Genomic DNA, 15,288 nt, shown 5'->3' on the forward strand with positions numbered 1-15,288 from the left:
AGCGTGTAAGCGTCCAATCGTCAGCGCCCATACCTGTTCCGCGGCATGCAGACGCGACCTGGTCGCCCTTTTCTAAATTAAAGTTGCGTCCAGTCGCCTCGTCGAACCCCCGCACCCCACCCGACGCATCGCGCGCCGTCGAGCTTGGACAGCACATGAGCCCGCAGCTCTTGCCCTGGCCCTAGCATCCAGCAGCTGTCGCGAATTTGGTCCCATGTATTCGGAATAGTCGCTTGCGAAGCATAGGATGGTGAGCGCTTTGCGAAGTTGATTTCCGATGCGAGAAGCCCTCCGACCAACCGAGGATGTGCTCTCGTTCTCCAAGATGTGGCTGCTTGGTGCGAGTGTCATCGCGCGAGCAGCTCCCACCCCCTGCCAACCTTCCCATGTCCCCACGTTGGCGATCGGTTAGATCGAGAAGCGCAAGCTGGCGACACGTTTTCTGCGAGTTTTACAGCTTCATTGCTCGTTTTGATTGAGATGATTGCTGCGCGAACCGACTGGTGAGCTGTTGGGCATCTGAGGCCGTAACCGCGTGGAGGGCCGTCAAACGGACCGGACCTGAACAGTCCAACTGACTGCATCAGGAAGGGCAAAGGAATTGCGGCCCATTGCAGCGACCGTCAACCGTTCGGTCTCGGAAATCGCAGGAAGGCGATCAGCTCTAAATTGGCACGTTTAGGAAGGGCAGGATCATGTTGCCGATTCCCGGCGCGCACACTTTGAAATCTGAGGATCGTGCCCACATCTGCATGATCATGTCCAATTACCACGGGAGAAGCTTATGCCTCGTCGCGGACGCCCACCGAAATCAAGGGTTGTACATCCGGATCTTGCCGCCCACCTCTGGCTTACGGTTTTGCTTTGGCGCGTGATCGAACGAAAGCGTATCAAAAAAACGCCGTCTGTCCGCCAAGCCTGTCGTGCAATAGCGGCGGCGGGCGGATTTCGTTCTGCCGTCGGCGGAGATGTGCAGGCGTTGGCGCAAGCGAACGTGGGAAGGACGACGCGCTGGCTGCAAGTTCCTAAGGACGCAGATTTGGGCCGGCAAGCAGAACGGCCCATCTTTATAAGCCACACACTAACGGGCGAGCGCACCCTGCAGAATAGATATAGCGAGGCAAACAAAATCGCCCGTTCGGATCGACGGGTTCTGTTAGCCTGGCTGAACCACGGGCGGCAGATGCTTGGGCGACCGATTAAGCGACCGCTTTGGGCGAACCCCTTGCAACAAGTGGAATGGCGGATCGGAGCAAAGGGAAATTTTATTGCGAATTGATTGGTACACCTCGGCCGCGCCTTTGCGTGTAATTGAGCTGCTTCGATCCACCAGTCGGAGCACTCAAAATGACTACACCCGATCAAACGCCTCCCGAACGCCCCGCCGCCAGATCCGCAACAACGAAATCCGCACCGCGCAGCCGCCGCAACGTGGCGACGAATGTCGGTTTGATCGAGATCGAGATTGACTATCGTGCGGTGGGAGATCTCGTTCTCGACTCCCGCAACCCGCGGCAGCATTCCCAGGTTCAGGTGAACCTGATCGCGGATAGCGTCCGCGAATTCGGATTCGTGATGCCGATCGCGGTGGACGATAGCAATCAGGTGGTGATCGGGCACGGCCGCGTGCTCGCAGCCCGACAGCTCGGGATGCCGCGGGTACCCGTCGTGGAGATCAGGCACCTGTCTTCGGCACAGCTGAAGGCGCTTCGGATCGCAGACAACAGGCTGGCTCAGCACGCGCATTGGGACGAGCAGCTGCTGGGCGAAAGCTTTGTGAAGCTGAAAGAACTGGACCTTGATTTCGATCTGTCGATCACGGGCTTCAGCTTGCCTGAGATCGATCTGGCCATGCAGAAGCTTGATGACCGGCTGGCCGTCGACGCCAATTACGAAGCGGATACGACGACCGGAGTTCCGGTCTGCCAGCTCGGCGATGTCTGGCAACTCGGCGATCATCGTATCCATTGTGGCGACGCGACGTCAGAGGCGGCTTTCGATATCCTGATGAGCGGAGAGCGCGCCGATGTCGTGTTCGTTGACCCACCTTACAATGTTCCGATCGGCGGCCACGTCTCCGGAAAAGGAAAGATCCGCCACCGCGAATTTGCCCAAGGCTCCGGCGAACTCAGCCGAGAAGAGTTCGCTCGCCTTCTAACGAGCAGCTGCTCGCTGCTGGCAAAATACAGCGAAGACGGCGCGATCCATTATGTGTGCATGGACTGGCGCCACGCTGATGAGCTGCTTGCGGCCGGTCGTGACGTCTATTCGGAGCTGAAGAATATTGTGGTCTGGGTGAAGAACAACGCCGGAATGGGATCCCTTTACCGCTCCCAGCATGAGCTGGTGTTTGTCTTCAAGTCCGGCACCGAGCGGCACACCAACAATATCGAACTCGGCAGACATGGACGCAACCGCACCAATGTCTGGCATTACGACAGTGCCAGCACTCAGGCACGCAAGGGCAACAATCTGCTCGAGCTGCACCCCACGGCAAAGCCAGTCGAACTCGTGGTGGACGCGCTGCTCGATTGCTCTCACCGCGGTGGGATCGTGCTCGACTCGTTTCTAGGCAGCGGCACGACGCTGCTCGCCGCCGAGCGGACCGGCCGCATCTGTCGCGGGGTCGAACTCGATCCGCTTTATGTCGATACCACGATCCGACGTTGGCAGAACCTGACCGGCCGCGATGCGGTCCGGCTCGCGGACGGCAGGCTCTTCCGCGACATCGAGGCGGAGAGGGAGCAGGGCGATGAGCGGTGACCGAACAAAAACATATGAGGTCGGATACGGAAAGCCGCCGGTCGCGACCCGATTTCAGAAGGGCCAGTCCGGGAATCCGAGCGGGAGACCGAAGAAAATTCCCCAGCTGCTCCACCCCGGCAAGCTCCTGGAAGCGATCGATAACGAAGAAGTCACCGTGACCGACAATGGAAAGCGCAAGCGGATGACGAAGGCCGAAATCCAGTTTCGCCAGTTGTTCGCGAAAGCGATCCGAGGCGATATGCCTGCGGCCCGGCTTATCGCCAGAATGGCGGCGGAATATTTTGCGCCTGAGGCACAGGGCACATTGGGGTACGAAATCATCGGTACGACCGAGGCGGCACAGCGTTTCGGTCGCAACTGGCGACAGCGCGTGGACGAATTGAATGCGGCACTGGAATTTCCCAGATGAACACTCGATACCGAAATCCGCCAACCGGTAGCCGGTCCAAGGAGGGCCAGTCCGGCAATCCAAAGGGACCAGCCAGGCAAACCGGGCCTAAGATGGGGATATCCTATTTGTTCCGGAAGATTGCGAATGAGCAGGTCGCAATCGAACTCGACGGTCGTCAAGTGACGATGACGCGCTGGGAAGCCCTTCTGCGCCAGATCCACACTCTGGCTCTGAACAAGCACGCCAGCGCGGCGCGATTGCTCCATCAGCTGCGAAAGCAATTTCCCGGAAGCGCCGCGCCCGGCGGCAAGATCATCACGGTGTTTAGGGACAACGATTTGAAGCTTTGACAAGGTCGGCGATCGTCGGGTGGCGAGGTCGCTATGGAGGTCACATTTGAATTTTGAGAAATTGCGGCGCGGTGTTCATCGCCAGCGAACCGCGAATCGACATTGAGATTGTCGCAATCGCGCGCGCGTTAGACGCCGATCTGCGCGAGCCCTCCCGGGACCTTTTGTGAGCAAAGATCGTGTTGGTTCGGCGCTGCGAACCGCCCGTCCTGTTTGACATCGAGCCGCTGCGCGCCGGCAAGGTCGTCGATATGATCTCCTCCGATCTGTGGGCAGAGTGCGCGGCGACTTACTTGCGCACCCGCGCCGCTCATGGCGAGCACGAACTCGCCAAAGAGGCTGCTGCCCGAGGATGGATGCCAAGGAAGCGATCGGCCGCGGAATTCGCGCCAAGCGCTCCAAGGCTGGCGCGATCAGCTTCGATCCGGTTGAGATGGGGGGGCATCCATGCACCAAGCCAGTGAACATATCGGGGCGATCGCAGCGGCGCTGGCCAAAGCGCAGGCCGAACTGGCCAACCCGGAGAAGACCCTGACCGCCTTGATCCGCTCGCCGTTTCTGCGCGATGACGATTTTCCGCTACGCCTCGCTAGCGAGCGGGCTAGACATCGTGCTCAAGACTTTAAGCCAGCAGGAGATCGCGACCATCCAGCACCATACCCTCACCACCTTGCTGGCGCACTCTTCCGGCGGGTGGATCTGCTCCGACTGGCCGGTTTGCGCCATCAAGGACGTGGAGGCGCCGCACCGGTTGGGCCCAGCGCTCACTACGCCCGGCGTTATGTCCTGTTCGCCCTGGTCGGGATTGCCGGCGAGGATGATCTGGACGCGCCGGATGCGGGGGCCAGCCTGACGCTCAAGAACACTCTGCCGGACGCCGATGCCCGGATCGTCGAGGCAGCGTATCAGAGGAAGCTTGAGCACGCCACGCGTTCCGCAGCCAGCCTGGCCGACCGAGCGGCAGCAGCGGAACGAAAGCCGCCCCTGGCTGCGGACGCCGAGCCGGCGCTGGAGCCGTCGCTGCCGGACGGAGACTTGCTCGCCCATCCAAAGCCGGACGGACTATGGCGATACCGCGGGATTCTTCACCCATGCGAGGGGCATCCGAGAACGGATGGCCCGTCTCACCCAATCTCAACTAAACACGCGCAAGATTCATCCCGAGGCTCGGGCTCATCTGGAGCATCAGACAGCGCGCTGCTCGTCGGCCCCTCCATCCGCAATCTCCGTCTGCTAAAGCGCGCGCCCAACTCCAGCCAAATCGGATCGCGGTTCGAACGCGCTTTTTAGTTCGCTTGGCTTCGCATTGTCGCTTTGGCTCGTTTTCCCGTCGTTGATCCCTCGCGGATGGTGAAGTCCTCCAATCGTTTGCCGTGTTTCATGGCTTGTTTGAGCCAATTAGGTTGCAACCCGCGGCCAGCCCAAGTTTGATTGGGATCATCAGGATTCCGGAATTTTGGTGCCAATGTATGCCGCTTGCCATTAGCGCTCTTGATAGGTGGGCGAAGAGGCAGATCGAGAGGCCGGCGAGCTTTTGAGATCGCCTCTAATCTCTGATCCATTTCCAGCATCTGCGCCCGCATTTTGGCGAGGAGTGCCAATTGGATCTGCTGATAAAGATTCCAGAGTTCATCCGCTGATAATCGAAAGATCTGCTGTTCTAACGTCATCGACTTCTCCGCTCTGAAAACTCTTTATCGGAGTGCCGATCTGATCAAAGTCAAGTCTCCAAAAGTAAGTTGATCATGCCTCTTTCGAAGTAATCCCGCCTCAGGGTGGTAGAGCCAATCTTGAGATGGGTTGAGGCCGCCCCCCTGGAGCGGCATTTTTCTTCGAATGAGATCGCATATGATCTTCCGTAGGCTAGCCAAACTCGTGCAACCGATTGGAGTACGGACTTGCCTGCGGGAACACTCCCCTGCTTAAGAGCCGCGCGCGTCGGATTCGGCCTCGTGAATGGCCTGCTCCAATTCGGACGCAACGTCTTTTTGGTGCTCGATGATCCTCTGCAACGCCCAGCGAATGAATTTTGACTTGGCCGAATCTCTCAGGCGCTCCCTCTTCGCGATTTGCGCGCGCACGTCCGCGAGACGCTCGAGCATATCCTTCATGGAACGCTCCTTCAGGGAACAACAAGGGCCACAAAATGAACCTGCGATAGCTGCCAGTGAGCTGGTTGCCACTAGACTACGTAGCGAAGTTCGATCGCCCTGACGGTCTCGGCCGACCGCGGATCGCTTTTGACCAGGTCGCGATTGAACTCGGCCTCGCGCCCCTGCCCCGGCTTTACCTGCACCTGTGTGATGTAGGCCGTGAAGGCGATTGCGCCATCGGTCACGCCTTCCAGACCCGCGCGGTAGCTCTCCGCCCTTGCGGGTCGGAAATCGCGACGATCCAATAGGTGCTGCTGATTGTGGCTTTCACGAGGCTCTCCGCTTGACCGCCTGCGACCGTCGCAACAATTCCATGGTGACTTGGTCGGTGAACAGCATTGCCTTGGTGCGCTGCTTGACCACATTAGCGAACTGCTCCTCGACCAGGTCCTGCGCAGCCGCCTCCTCGACGATGCGCCGCAGGCCCGAGGGATCGCTACTGCAGCGCTTCAGCCACCCGCCCTGCTGCCGGTCGGCTTGATCACGCGGCAGGCGCATCCGCTCGGCGACCAGCGGGATGCCACTCTCGACCAGCCAGCGCGCGTCGGAGTCCTCCACGCGCTTGCGCGCCCCTCTGCGCGCGGCCACGGCCTGGGGGCTATAATCATTGCCGAGCCCTTGAGCACAGATCCACTGAGGCTGTTTCGCCAATTCGTACGAACCCGGAAAACCCGATGGGCCGAGATGGCGATCACCCTCGGATCGTGATCAGCTGTCCGCGCGAAGAGCTTTGAGCACTCTGCGCTGCTGGCGGTGAAAGGCTTTCTCATAGCGATCAAGTGCGATGATCCGCTTGGCCTGCCCAGGCGCGCGATCATCCAACAGAGCGGCGAGCATCCGTGAGCGGATCGCTCGGACCTCATTCAATCTCAGCTTAACGCGCGCCAGATTGGTCGGGAAGTCCGGATTCATTTCGTTCGTCAGACCCAGTGCACTGCTCGTCAGCGCCATCAGCCCACAGTCTCGATCCGCTGCAGCGCGTGCCAACCCGTGGCGAAGTGCATTGCGGCTCGAACGAGACTTGCCGCTTTTCGTCTTGGGACCTGTGCTTTTCTTCGCGTTTGCTCGATTGGCTTCGAATTGTCGTTTTGAGGTCATGGAAGGCCTGCTTCTCTATGCAACGGTGGCTCTGCGGCCCAAGACCAGCAATATGCCCTGCAAAAGAGCAAGAATGTTGCTGCAAAAAGGACTGGAATTCACGCCCGATCGGAGCGTTACTTGATTCGAACAGGCGAACAACAACGCCATTCCCCAGTATTTCCGCCCCGCAAGTACGGGGCTTCGGGCAGTGCGGCAAGCCAGGTCGCGCGTCCTGAGTGGGAGATACCGGTGACATCATCAATTCCAGCACAAGATTCAGCCACACCGCGCCAGATCATCAACTTTAATCCAAACGATCGCCGGCATTTCATCGGCGGCTCGGATGCCCGCATCGTCATGGGCAACGACCAGGACGCCCTCCTGCGACTGTGGCGTGAGAAGCGTGGTGAGATCGAGCCAGAAGATCTCTCGGACAACTTGATTGTTCAGCTCGGGACCGTCACGGAGGTCCTCAACCGCGCCTGGTACCAACGCGCGAGCGGCCACTTCGTCAAGGATATTCAAAGACGCGTCCGCCACCCCGTCCACAAATGGATGGCTGCAACCTTGGATGGCGTCGTCGAGCAGACCGGAGCAGTCTTCGAAGCCAAGTTCATGCTGCCTTGGGCTTTCAGCGAGGAGGCAGCCGCCGAGAAACACATGGCGCAGCTGCAACACAATATGTGGGTGACGGCCGCCCGCAATTCGGTGCTCTCGATCATCACCGGCGGAGGCAAATGGGTCGAGATCAAGATCCACGCCGACCCACTATACCAGCACCTCCTCCTCACCGCCGAGAAGAAGTTTTGGCGCTGCGTCCAAAGCGGGGAGCCTCCCATTCTCTTCAACTTCGAAACACCGCGCCCGCGTCTGGAAGCGATCAAGGTCGTTGATATGTCCTCGTCCAATCAATGGGCGGACTTGGCAGCAACCTACCTGCGGACGCGAGAGGCCCATAGCGAGCACGAGGCTGCCAAGGCTGACCTCAAGAAACTGGTTCCGGAGGATGCCAAGGAAGCGACGGGGCGCGGCCTCAAGGCCAAGCGCTCCAAATCCGGTGCCATCACCTTCGAGGCCCTCGTCATGGAGGGCTCCCATGCATCGCTCTAGCGAGCATATCGGGGCCATCGCTGGCGCCCTTGCCCGGGCTCAGGCTGAACTGATGAACCCCGAGAAGACGCTGACGGCCGTCATCCGGTCGCCCTTCCCGCGGGAGGACGACCGGACCTTCCGCTATGCCTCGCTCGCCTCAGGCCTCGACATCGTTCGCAAGACGCTCAGCCAGCAGGAGATTGCCACCATCCAGACCACCCGGATCGACCAGGGCACGGGCCAGATTTACCTGACCACCCTGCTGGCCCATGCCTCTGGAGAATGGATCTCGTCGGACCTGCCGGTCTGCGCCTCCAAGGAGGTTGAGGCGCCGCATCGCATGGGGGCGGCACTGACCTATGCTCGCCGCTATGCGCTGTTTGCATTGGTCGGGATTGCCGGCGAGGACGACCTGGACGCACCGGACGTCATCACAGGGCCCGCGGCCGCTGCCGAGCCAAAAACCGTCCCAGAGCCGCAAGGAAAGCTCTCCAAAAGAGTGCTGAACCGGGCCGCCGTCTTGACGCCTGAACGCTCAACCGAACTTCTGCAGCGGCTACTCGGCGAGCTAACCTGCCAAGAGGGCAGTGACGAGCTACTCATCTGGGCCAAGGCTAGCCTGCTCCTCAAGAACACCCTTTTGGAGGCGGACGCTCGCATCCTCGAAACAGCCTACCAGGAGAAACTCGAACGAACAGTCCTCGGCGACTTAGATGCAGCACAACAGCCCCGCGGCCCGCTAGCCGGCCCATCCGCGGTCCCTCAAGCTTTCGGGGCGACATCCAACGGTGTTGAGGCAGCTGCCTCTAGCTCTCTCCCAGAACATACCGGCCTTGCCTTCCCAAAGGAGCCGCCGCGGCGAAGAAACAAAAACCATCTCGCCTTCGTCCGCAGCCAAGGTTGTCTGGTCTGCCAAAAAGCACCCGCCGACGCTCATCACCTGAAGTTCGCGCAGCCACGAACCTTGGGACGTAAAGTCAGCGATGAGTTTACCGTGCCGCTGTGCCGGTCGCACCATCGATCACTTCATCGGCACGGCGATGAGCGAGCCTGGTGGGCGAACCTGCAGATTGCTCCGTTACCTATTGCCAAGGAGCTTTGGGAGGCGAGCCTTGTCCATGTAGCAGAAGGTGCACAAATCACCTCAGCGCTATCAGGCTCGATCCCGGACGCGCCGCGCTAATGAACGCGCAATTCAACCGGCTTCAGAGGCCCGCGACCACGATGCCGAGCGAGGTCGAGGCGCTGTGTCCGCCTCCTCACCTTCTCCCTGGAGAAAGCATTGATCGCTATCACGCTGTTCAGGCCGCCATCTTCCAGGACATCAATCCTCAAACGGCAATCGAATGGCTGCTGGCTGCCGACATCGCGGAACTGTCCTGGGAGATGCAGCGGTATCGTCTTCTACGCCACAGGCTTCTCGACGCCTATCGTCAGAAAGCAATCCAAACCGCACTTCGTCGCATTGACGTGGTCGGCATCGCGCCTGACTTTCAAGATCTCGCGGAGATCTATACCGTCAAGAACGCTTTGGATTGGCAGCTCGATCCATCCGCTGCCCACGAGATCGAGGCTCGACTCCACTCGCACGGCTTCGATCAACATGCTCTCAACAGCGAGGTCTACGTACAAGCGCGAGACGACTTGTCTCTCTTCGAAACGCTTCTGAACGGAGCTCAGCTGCGACGCCTCCTGTTGCTGAAGGAGATCAACAACATGCGACGTCACCAGCGGGCCTGAAGTCTCGCGTTCGCGATTTCCAAATGCGACAGACCCCGGGGCTCAACGACGAACTCGCCGTGCCGCTCTGCCGGTCCCACCATCAAGCTCCGCTCGGTAATGGCAACGAGAGGTTTGGTGGGCAGCAATTTCGGGCGGAAGTCAGTTCGATTCTGGACTGGCGATTCAAGCGCCTCAGCAAAAGCTGTGCCTCGGAACGTGCCCATGACGCAGAACCATCTACTTCCGCGTAAGGTGGTGGAACTTTGACGCAGCGGCGGAGAAGAGAAATTGTGAGAGCGTAGTCGAGACATAGTCGCTATGCAGAAGCAAACCCATTCAAACAACGCCTCGGGGAACTGTGGAAACGTGCCTCTGTATGATGGAGGAGCGTCAAACTACTTGTTGCATCTCGCTTTTGCCTCTCTGCCGCCGCGTGCATTCCACTTTGCTGTCGAGTGGGCGCAATATTCCAGAGACATACTTCGCGCTTCGGAGGTGAGACATGTCGGATGCAGCAAATCGAACAAGTCTGAGCGTGGAAATGACCACCGAAGACTTTGGTATCGACAAGATTCCGGTCGGCGACCGCGCCTTTGCAGTCGCCTATTTGACCATGGTCGGCGTCGCAATGATCGGCTGGCTATATGTCATCACTCGCGCGGGCCTTGCCGCTATTGGTTGGATCATCTCCGGCTAAAGCATAATCATAAGCTCTCTTCTTCATCGCCTCGGCCTCGTCGGGCGCAAATCGTGAGCGTTAAGCCTCGTTCGGCCGAACGGAACGGCCGACGCTCTCGTAGGTGAAGCCGGCGGCTTCCATCTCTTCCGGGCGATAGATGTTGCGGAGGTCGACGATGATGGGCTGTGCCATGGCGCTCTTCAGGCGGTCGAGGTCGAGCGCGCGAAATTGCACCCATTCGGTGACGATGACGACCGCGTCGGCGCCTTGCGCGCAGGAATAGGCGTCCTCGCAATAGGTGATGCTGGGCAGCTCACCCTTGGCCTGCTCCATGCCGACGGGGTCGAACGCCTTGACGTTCGCGCCCATGTCGATGAGGCCGGTGACCAGCGGGATCGACGGCGCATCGCGCATGTCGTCGGTGTCGGGCTTGAAGGTGAGGCCGAGCACCGCGATGGTCTTGCCACGCAAGGAGCCGCCGAGCGCCTGGCTGACTTTGCGCGCCATCGCGCGCTTGCGGTTCTCGTTGACCGCCAGCACGGACTCGACGATGCGCAGCTGCACGTCATGGTCCTGCGCGATCTTGATCAGCGCCTTGGTGTCCTTGGGGAAGCACGAGCCGCCGAAGCCGGGACCGGCATGCAGGAACTTGGTGCCGATGCGATTGTCCAGGCCAATGCCACGCGCGACCTCCTGGACATTGGCGCCGGCCTTTTCGGACAGGTCCGCGATCTCGTTGATGAAGGTGATCTTGGTCGCCAGGAACGCGTTGGCGGCGTATTTGATCATCTCCGCGGTGCGGCGCGCGGTGAACATCAGCGGCGCCTGGTTTAGCGACAGCGGGCGATAGATGTCGCCCATCACCTTGCGGCCACGCTCGTCGGAGGTGCCGACCACGATGCGGTCGGGGAACTTGAAGTCGCGGATCGCGGCGCCCTCGCGCAGGAATTCGGGGTTGGAGGCGACGACGACGTCGGCGTTCGGATTGGCCTCGCGGATGATGCGCTCGACCTCGTCGCCGGTGCCGACCGGCACGGTCGACTTGGTCACCACGACGGTGAAGCCGGACAGCGCCTGCGCGATCTCCTTCGCGGCGGCGTAGACGTAGGACAGATCGGCGTGGCCGTCGCCGCGGCGCGAGGGCGTGCCGACCGCGATGAACACGGCGTCGGCCTCGGCGACCGGCTTCGACAGATTGGTGGTGAAGTCCAGCCGCTTGGCCTTGACGTTACCCGCGACCAGCTCGTCGAGCCCGGGCTCGTAGATCGGGATGTCACCGCGATGAAGGCTGGCGATCTTCTTCTCGTCCTTGTCGACGCAAGTGACGTCGTGGCCGAAATCCGCAAAGCAGGCCCCGGACACCAATCCCACATAACCCGTGCCGATCATCGCGATTCGCATGAGGAAATGCTCTCGTGGTTAATCAGAGGTTGTTCCGTCAAACATCCTATATACCCGTCCGTGCGCGCAAGTCGGAGCAAGCTGCTGTGCAGTCGGAATTAACCTTACCCCGATGTGCACCAAAGCGACTGGAACTGTGGTACGAGACCGCAAACGATTGAAAAATTTGGGATCAACAGATCGGCCTCGCGGACCAACTTCGTTGGCGGAACGTCCCAGCTTAATTGTCGACAGCACTTACAACGATCGGGGCGCCAGGTCTCGAGATTGTAATTTGGACCGTGGAAGTTCCTTCGGTGTGGCGGTTCTTACCAACGACCACCAGGGTGAACGTGTCCGTGCCCTGGAAGTCGGGCTTAGCGAAATAGCGAAAGCCGGGCCCCACCAAAACCAGCTCGCCACTATTCGGCTTTTGCGCGACCGAGACGCTGTAGATCTGCATCGTGGACCAACGCAGGCCTTGGATGCAATCCGCGCCCGGCGCGATCTTCATCGACCATTCCATGGTGTCGCCGGCAAGCCTATAAGGCTTGATGTCGCGCATGCAATTTGGCGAGGCATTCGCAGCTGGCGCCGGCGCCAACACGGCCAGGGTGCAGAATGCAAAGATGGTGATTCGTAACATAGCTCGGCCTCCGATCGATGTTCTGCGACAAACATAAACGATCGGCCTAACAGCTTCGTAAGGAGAGGGCCTTGGGTCATGCGCGAGGTTAAGCCGGGGCTAACACGGGCGACATCACACGGCGGCGACTGGCTTGACCTGATCCGCCCTGCTAGGATCGCCGTATAAGTCAGAGGCCTTCTAGTAGAGACAGGATAAAAAATTTGCGCGAGCTGACGTGGGGCGGCGCGGCCGCGTTGATAATCGTAGCGAACATGAGTGGGCCATCAGATGCGCATGCGGGTCCAAGCGCCGAGGTTGCCCGGAAATGTATGCATTTCTCCTACGTCGCTTATCCCTACCAGCGGCCCGGCTCGGTCAAGATGAGGGGAGACCGTCAATCCTATTTTAGGGACTGCCTGGCCAAGCAGGGTAGCGTGCCGGAACCGGCTAGTCCTACAAAGGAGAAGTAGATCGGAACAGGCGGCCACCGCCAATAATCGCAGGCCTATTTGCCACCGTCATCCACTTTACCGCTGTTGGCCACGCATTTGTTGAAGTAAGCGGTTTGATCGCGGCCCGATCCTTTGGCACTGCCTGCGGCGGGATTGCCGGGCTCGCGGGGCGGGAATTGCTTGGTGGTGAGAGCCCTGCAGGTGCGGGCTACCTCGGCCGTGATGGCCGACGCGCGCTCGGGGACTGAGGCCCCAGCGAGGCAAATCAATCCGGCCGCGAGGGCGCCGGCCTTGCATCTGAAAAACATTGTTCCTCCTTCGCGCATGTGGCAGAGCCGACAGCGGCAGCCCCCGATATCCTTTTTTGAAAGGATCCGGCAAGCTGCCAATCTATGATCTCCCGGCCATCGTTGCAGATCAAGGAGATCGCAACGGACGCAACCTGGACGGCCATGACTTCGAGGGACCTACGACCAAGCGAGGAGAACAAGGCGGCGTCTGGGTCCGAGGTCCAGTTCGCGCTCGTGATCGCCCGCATGCTAGAGACGGTGAAAAATCACCCCGAGCACCTGCGTCAGGTGGTCTACGACCTCGCCCGCTACAAGCTCCAGGAGCAGTTCACCCACGCCGACGTCAAGGAGATGAGGCGGTCGCAGCAGGCGCTGGAGACCGCCATACGCAGCGTCGAGGAGTTTTCCCAGCAGCTGGTCGACCTGCCGCCGCCGGCTCCGCCCGCCCTCGCGGCCTCGGATCAGGCCGGTCCGTTGCACCATGTCGCGGTTCGGGAGCTTCCGCCGACATCGCCTCGTGCGCGGATCGAGATTGATCGGAGTTCGACCGAGGCCCATCATCCGCTCTGGCCAGTCATCAAGCGGACGACCGCACTGCTGACGGTTGCAGGCCTCGCGGTGCTCGTGGTTCAGCAGAGGCAGCAGCTGGCGTCTCTCGCCCACTACTTTCAGCACCAGGTCCAGGAGCGACAGATTGCCGCTGCGCCGCCCCAGCAAGTGCCGGCAGCCGCCGTGCAGCCGCCCGTGGCTCCGCCGAAGCCGAACCCGCTAAGGCCCACCGATTACGGCGTCTACGCCGTGGTCGACGACAAATCGCTGGCCGAACTGCAACTGCTTCCCGGCCGAGCGCCGGATGTGAGGGTCGCGGTCTCGGCCGCGTTCAAAGCACCCGATCAGGCCGGACTACCCAACGGGCATCCAAAGTTTATCGTGTTCCGCCGGGACGCCGTGACCAACATCCTGGAGCGAGCTGAAGTGCGCGTTATCGCGAAAATCACCCGGGAATTCTCGGCCGAGACGAGCGGCAAGAAACCCGAGGCCGACGATGCCTGGGTGATCCGCAACGCCTCCTATCCGTTCCGGGCCTCTCCAGTCGCCGACACCCCCGAGATGTACGAGCTGCACAGTGAGGACCCCGCCCTGGAGCTGCCGCCCGGACGCTATGCGCTGATCCTTAAGGCTCAGTCCTACTATTTCAGTGTCAACGGCAACATCACCGACCCGCGGCAATGTATCGAGCGGATCGTGACTGCCAATGGCACTTTCTATACTGATTGCAAGAAACCATGACCCCCGCAGATTTTGGGTTACTTAAAACTGAGGCGCTGTAACATCCGTTTCGGGAAAAGGGGAGCTGTGTGTGTACGCGCTTGTCGATCGTTGGGCCCTTCAGCATGAGTTACGCCTGTATTGGCACAGGGAACGCGACCGAATAGCCCGCTTCGACGCGGCGCAGACCTAAAGCACGCAACAATCGCGAAAGCCGGTCGCGGTGCAGCCGCGCAGCAACCCATTCTGTAATGCGATCGCAAGGGAGTGCCAAAGGCCTCTCCGGCGGGCCCCAGCTCCACCAACGGAACGAACTGCCCAAGCGTAGTGCCAGAAGTCACTCCGAAGTGACATCCACTTCAATCGTGGAAGTCCCATTCACGCGCAGCGAAGTTCCGCTAATACTGATCTCGAATGAGTCACAGCATGCTGGTGCGGCGCCGGCGAAATAGCGAAGAGCGGGCCCCTGTATCAACAGCCGGCCCCATTTTGGTGGCTTAACTATCGAGATTTTGTCGATCATTATGGTGGACCAACGCAGTCCCTGAATACACTCGTCTCCTGGTTTTATCTTGATGGACCAACGGACCAGATCCGATTGAAGCTTGAATGGCTGCGGGTGCAGGATGCAGACCCCGCCCGCAGCAGAAGCTGCGGGCATGCTTGCTAAACAAATCGATACGATCGCGACAGCCGAATTGAGCAGACCACCCTGTGTCATACAATCGAAGTAGCAGCTATTCAGGGTAGACAACAATAGTCCCTTTTTCGCCAGAACTTAGCTTTCCCCGGATGCAGGAGCGTCGCGGACCAGCGCTTTGAGCTGCAGCTTTGCCGAGCATGTGCTTGAACCCGGGAAGACACTGGCCGGCGTCTAGGCAGACCTTTGCACTCGGGCCAAGCATAGCCCTGCGCCATCGTGGCAACTAAGGCTAGAGAATTGCGGCAGTCAGACTAGTTCCAGGAGCGGAACTTCATTTCCTAACTTTCGCTTTAGAAATTGCGAAGGACTCGACCGCTAATTTTCGCGCAATCA

The 15,288-nt window shown here is 60.0% G+C and carries 15 protein-coding genes and 1 pseudogene; 9 read left to right on the top strand and 7 right to left on the bottom strand.

The features are described from left to right. Positions 1–1,347: 1,347 nt before the first annotated feature. The 4 genes and pseudogenes from AAFG16_RS37855 to AAFG16_RS37870 all read left to right on the top strand — a co-directional run. Positions 1,348–2,763 carry a site-specific DNA-methyltransferase gene (locus tag AAFG16_RS37855; RefSeq protein ID WP_342733570.1) on the top strand — a complete coding sequence of 472 codons (1,416 nt, stop codon included), beginning with the start codon at positions 1,348–1,350 and terminating at the stop codon, positions 2,761–2,763. Then, positions 2,753–3,175, top strand: a complete 423-nt coding sequence (locus AAFG16_RS37860; protein WP_342733572.1) for a DUF5681 domain-containing protein — start codon at positions 2,753–2,755, stop codon at positions 3,173–3,175. Before AAFG16_RS37855 ends, AAFG16_RS37860 begins: the two co-directional genes overlap by 11 nt. 92 nt (positions 3,176–3,267) lie before the next feature. Further along, a complete protein-coding gene (locus AAFG16_RS37865; protein WP_342733574.1) occupies positions 3,268–3,507 on the top strand; it encodes a hypothetical protein in 240 nt (79 codons plus the stop codon). A 447-nt stretch (positions 3,508–3,954) separates the two neighbouring features. Next, positions 3,955–4,560: pseudogene (locus AAFG16_RS37870) on the top strand (ERF family protein); the annotation flags it as partial. Positions 4,561–4,793: 233 nt separating this feature from the next. On the opposite strand, the gene AAFG16_RS37875 reads toward AAFG16_RS37870, so the two are convergent. The 5 genes from AAFG16_RS37875 to AAFG16_RS37895 all read right to left on the bottom strand — a co-directional run bounded on the left by AAFG16_RS37875 (position 4,794) and on the right by AAFG16_RS37895 (position 6,758). Then, positions 4,794–5,177: an H-NS family nucleoid-associated regulatory protein gene (locus AAFG16_RS37875; protein WP_342733576.1), complete on the bottom strand. Its 384-nt coding sequence runs from the start codon at positions 5,175–5,177 to the stop codon at positions 4,794–4,796. Between the two features lie 252 nt (positions 5,178–5,429). Further along, positions 5,430–5,618 carry a hypothetical protein gene (locus AAFG16_RS37880; RefSeq protein ID WP_342733578.1) on the bottom strand — a complete coding sequence of 63 codons (189 nt, stop codon included), beginning with the start codon at positions 5,616–5,618 and terminating at the stop codon, positions 5,430–5,432. Positions 5,619–5,689: 71 nt separating this feature from the next. Further along, positions 5,690–5,905, bottom strand: a complete 216-nt coding sequence (locus AAFG16_RS37885; RefSeq protein ID WP_342733580.1) for a hypothetical protein — start codon at positions 5,903–5,905, stop codon at positions 5,690–5,692. Positions 5,906–5,927: 22 nt separating this feature from the next. Continuing rightward, a complete protein-coding gene (locus AAFG16_RS37890) occupies positions 5,928–6,218 on the bottom strand; it encodes a hypothetical protein (protein ID WP_342733582.1) in 291 nt (96 codons plus the stop codon). 150 nt (positions 6,219–6,368) lie between these two features. Then, positions 6,369–6,758: a hypothetical protein gene (locus tag AAFG16_RS37895; RefSeq protein ID WP_342733584.1), complete on the bottom strand. Its 390-nt coding sequence runs from the start codon at positions 6,756–6,758 to the stop codon at positions 6,369–6,371. A gap of 276 nt (positions 6,759–7,034) precedes the next feature. On the opposite strand from AAFG16_RS37895, the gene AAFG16_RS37900 reads away from it, so the two are divergent. The 4 genes from AAFG16_RS37900 to AAFG16_RS37915 all read left to right on the top strand — a co-directional run bounded on the left by AAFG16_RS37900 (position 7,035) and on the right by AAFG16_RS37915 (position 10,251). Further along, entirely contained in the window at positions 7,035–7,850 is an 816-nt protein-coding gene (locus tag AAFG16_RS37900) for a YqaJ viral recombinase family protein (RefSeq protein ID WP_342741033.1), read from the top strand. Continuing rightward, positions 7,837–9,015 (top strand): ERF family protein, encoded by a 1,179-nt coding sequence (locus tag AAFG16_RS37905; protein WP_342733586.1) that lies wholly within the window; start codon positions 7,837–7,839, stop codon positions 9,013–9,015. Before AAFG16_RS37900 ends, AAFG16_RS37905 begins: the two co-directional genes overlap by 14 nt. Further along, positions 9,015–9,572 (top strand): hypothetical protein, encoded by a 558-nt coding sequence (locus AAFG16_RS37910; protein WP_342733588.1) that lies wholly within the window; start codon positions 9,015–9,017, stop codon positions 9,570–9,572. Before AAFG16_RS37905 ends, AAFG16_RS37910 begins: the two co-directional genes overlap by 1 nt. A gap of 484 nt (positions 9,573–10,056) precedes the next feature. Then, positions 10,057–10,251: a hypothetical protein gene (locus AAFG16_RS37915; protein ID WP_342733590.1), complete on the top strand. Its 195-nt coding sequence runs from the start codon at positions 10,057–10,059 to the stop codon at positions 10,249–10,251. A 60-nt stretch (positions 10,252–10,311) separates the two neighbouring features. Here AAFG16_RS37915 and AAFG16_RS37920 read toward each other — a convergent pair whose 3' ends face one another. Then, a complete protein-coding gene (locus AAFG16_RS37920) occupies positions 10,312–11,634 on the bottom strand; it encodes a UDP-glucose/GDP-mannose dehydrogenase family protein (RefSeq protein WP_342733592.1) in 1,323 nt (440 codons plus the stop codon). A gap of 220 nt (positions 11,635–11,854) precedes the next feature. Further along, complete coding sequence (locus AAFG16_RS37925; protein WP_342733594.1) at positions 11,855–12,259, bottom strand: Ig-like domain-containing protein; 405 nt, start codon at positions 12,257–12,259, stop codon at positions 11,855–11,857. An 844-nt stretch (positions 12,260–13,103) separates the two neighbouring features. On the opposite strand from AAFG16_RS37925, the gene AAFG16_RS37930 reads away from it, so the two are divergent. Next, positions 13,104–14,273, top strand: coding sequence for a hypothetical protein (locus tag AAFG16_RS37930; protein WP_342733596.1), 1,170 nt, complete (start codon positions 13,104–13,106; stop codon positions 14,271–14,273). The last annotated feature ends 1,015 nt before the right edge of the window (positions 14,274–15,288 follow it).

It is taken from the genome of Bradyrhizobium sp. B117, assembly GCF_038969555.1.
GTDB lineage: Bacteria > Pseudomonadota > Alphaproteobacteria > Rhizobiales > Xanthobacteraceae > Bradyrhizobium.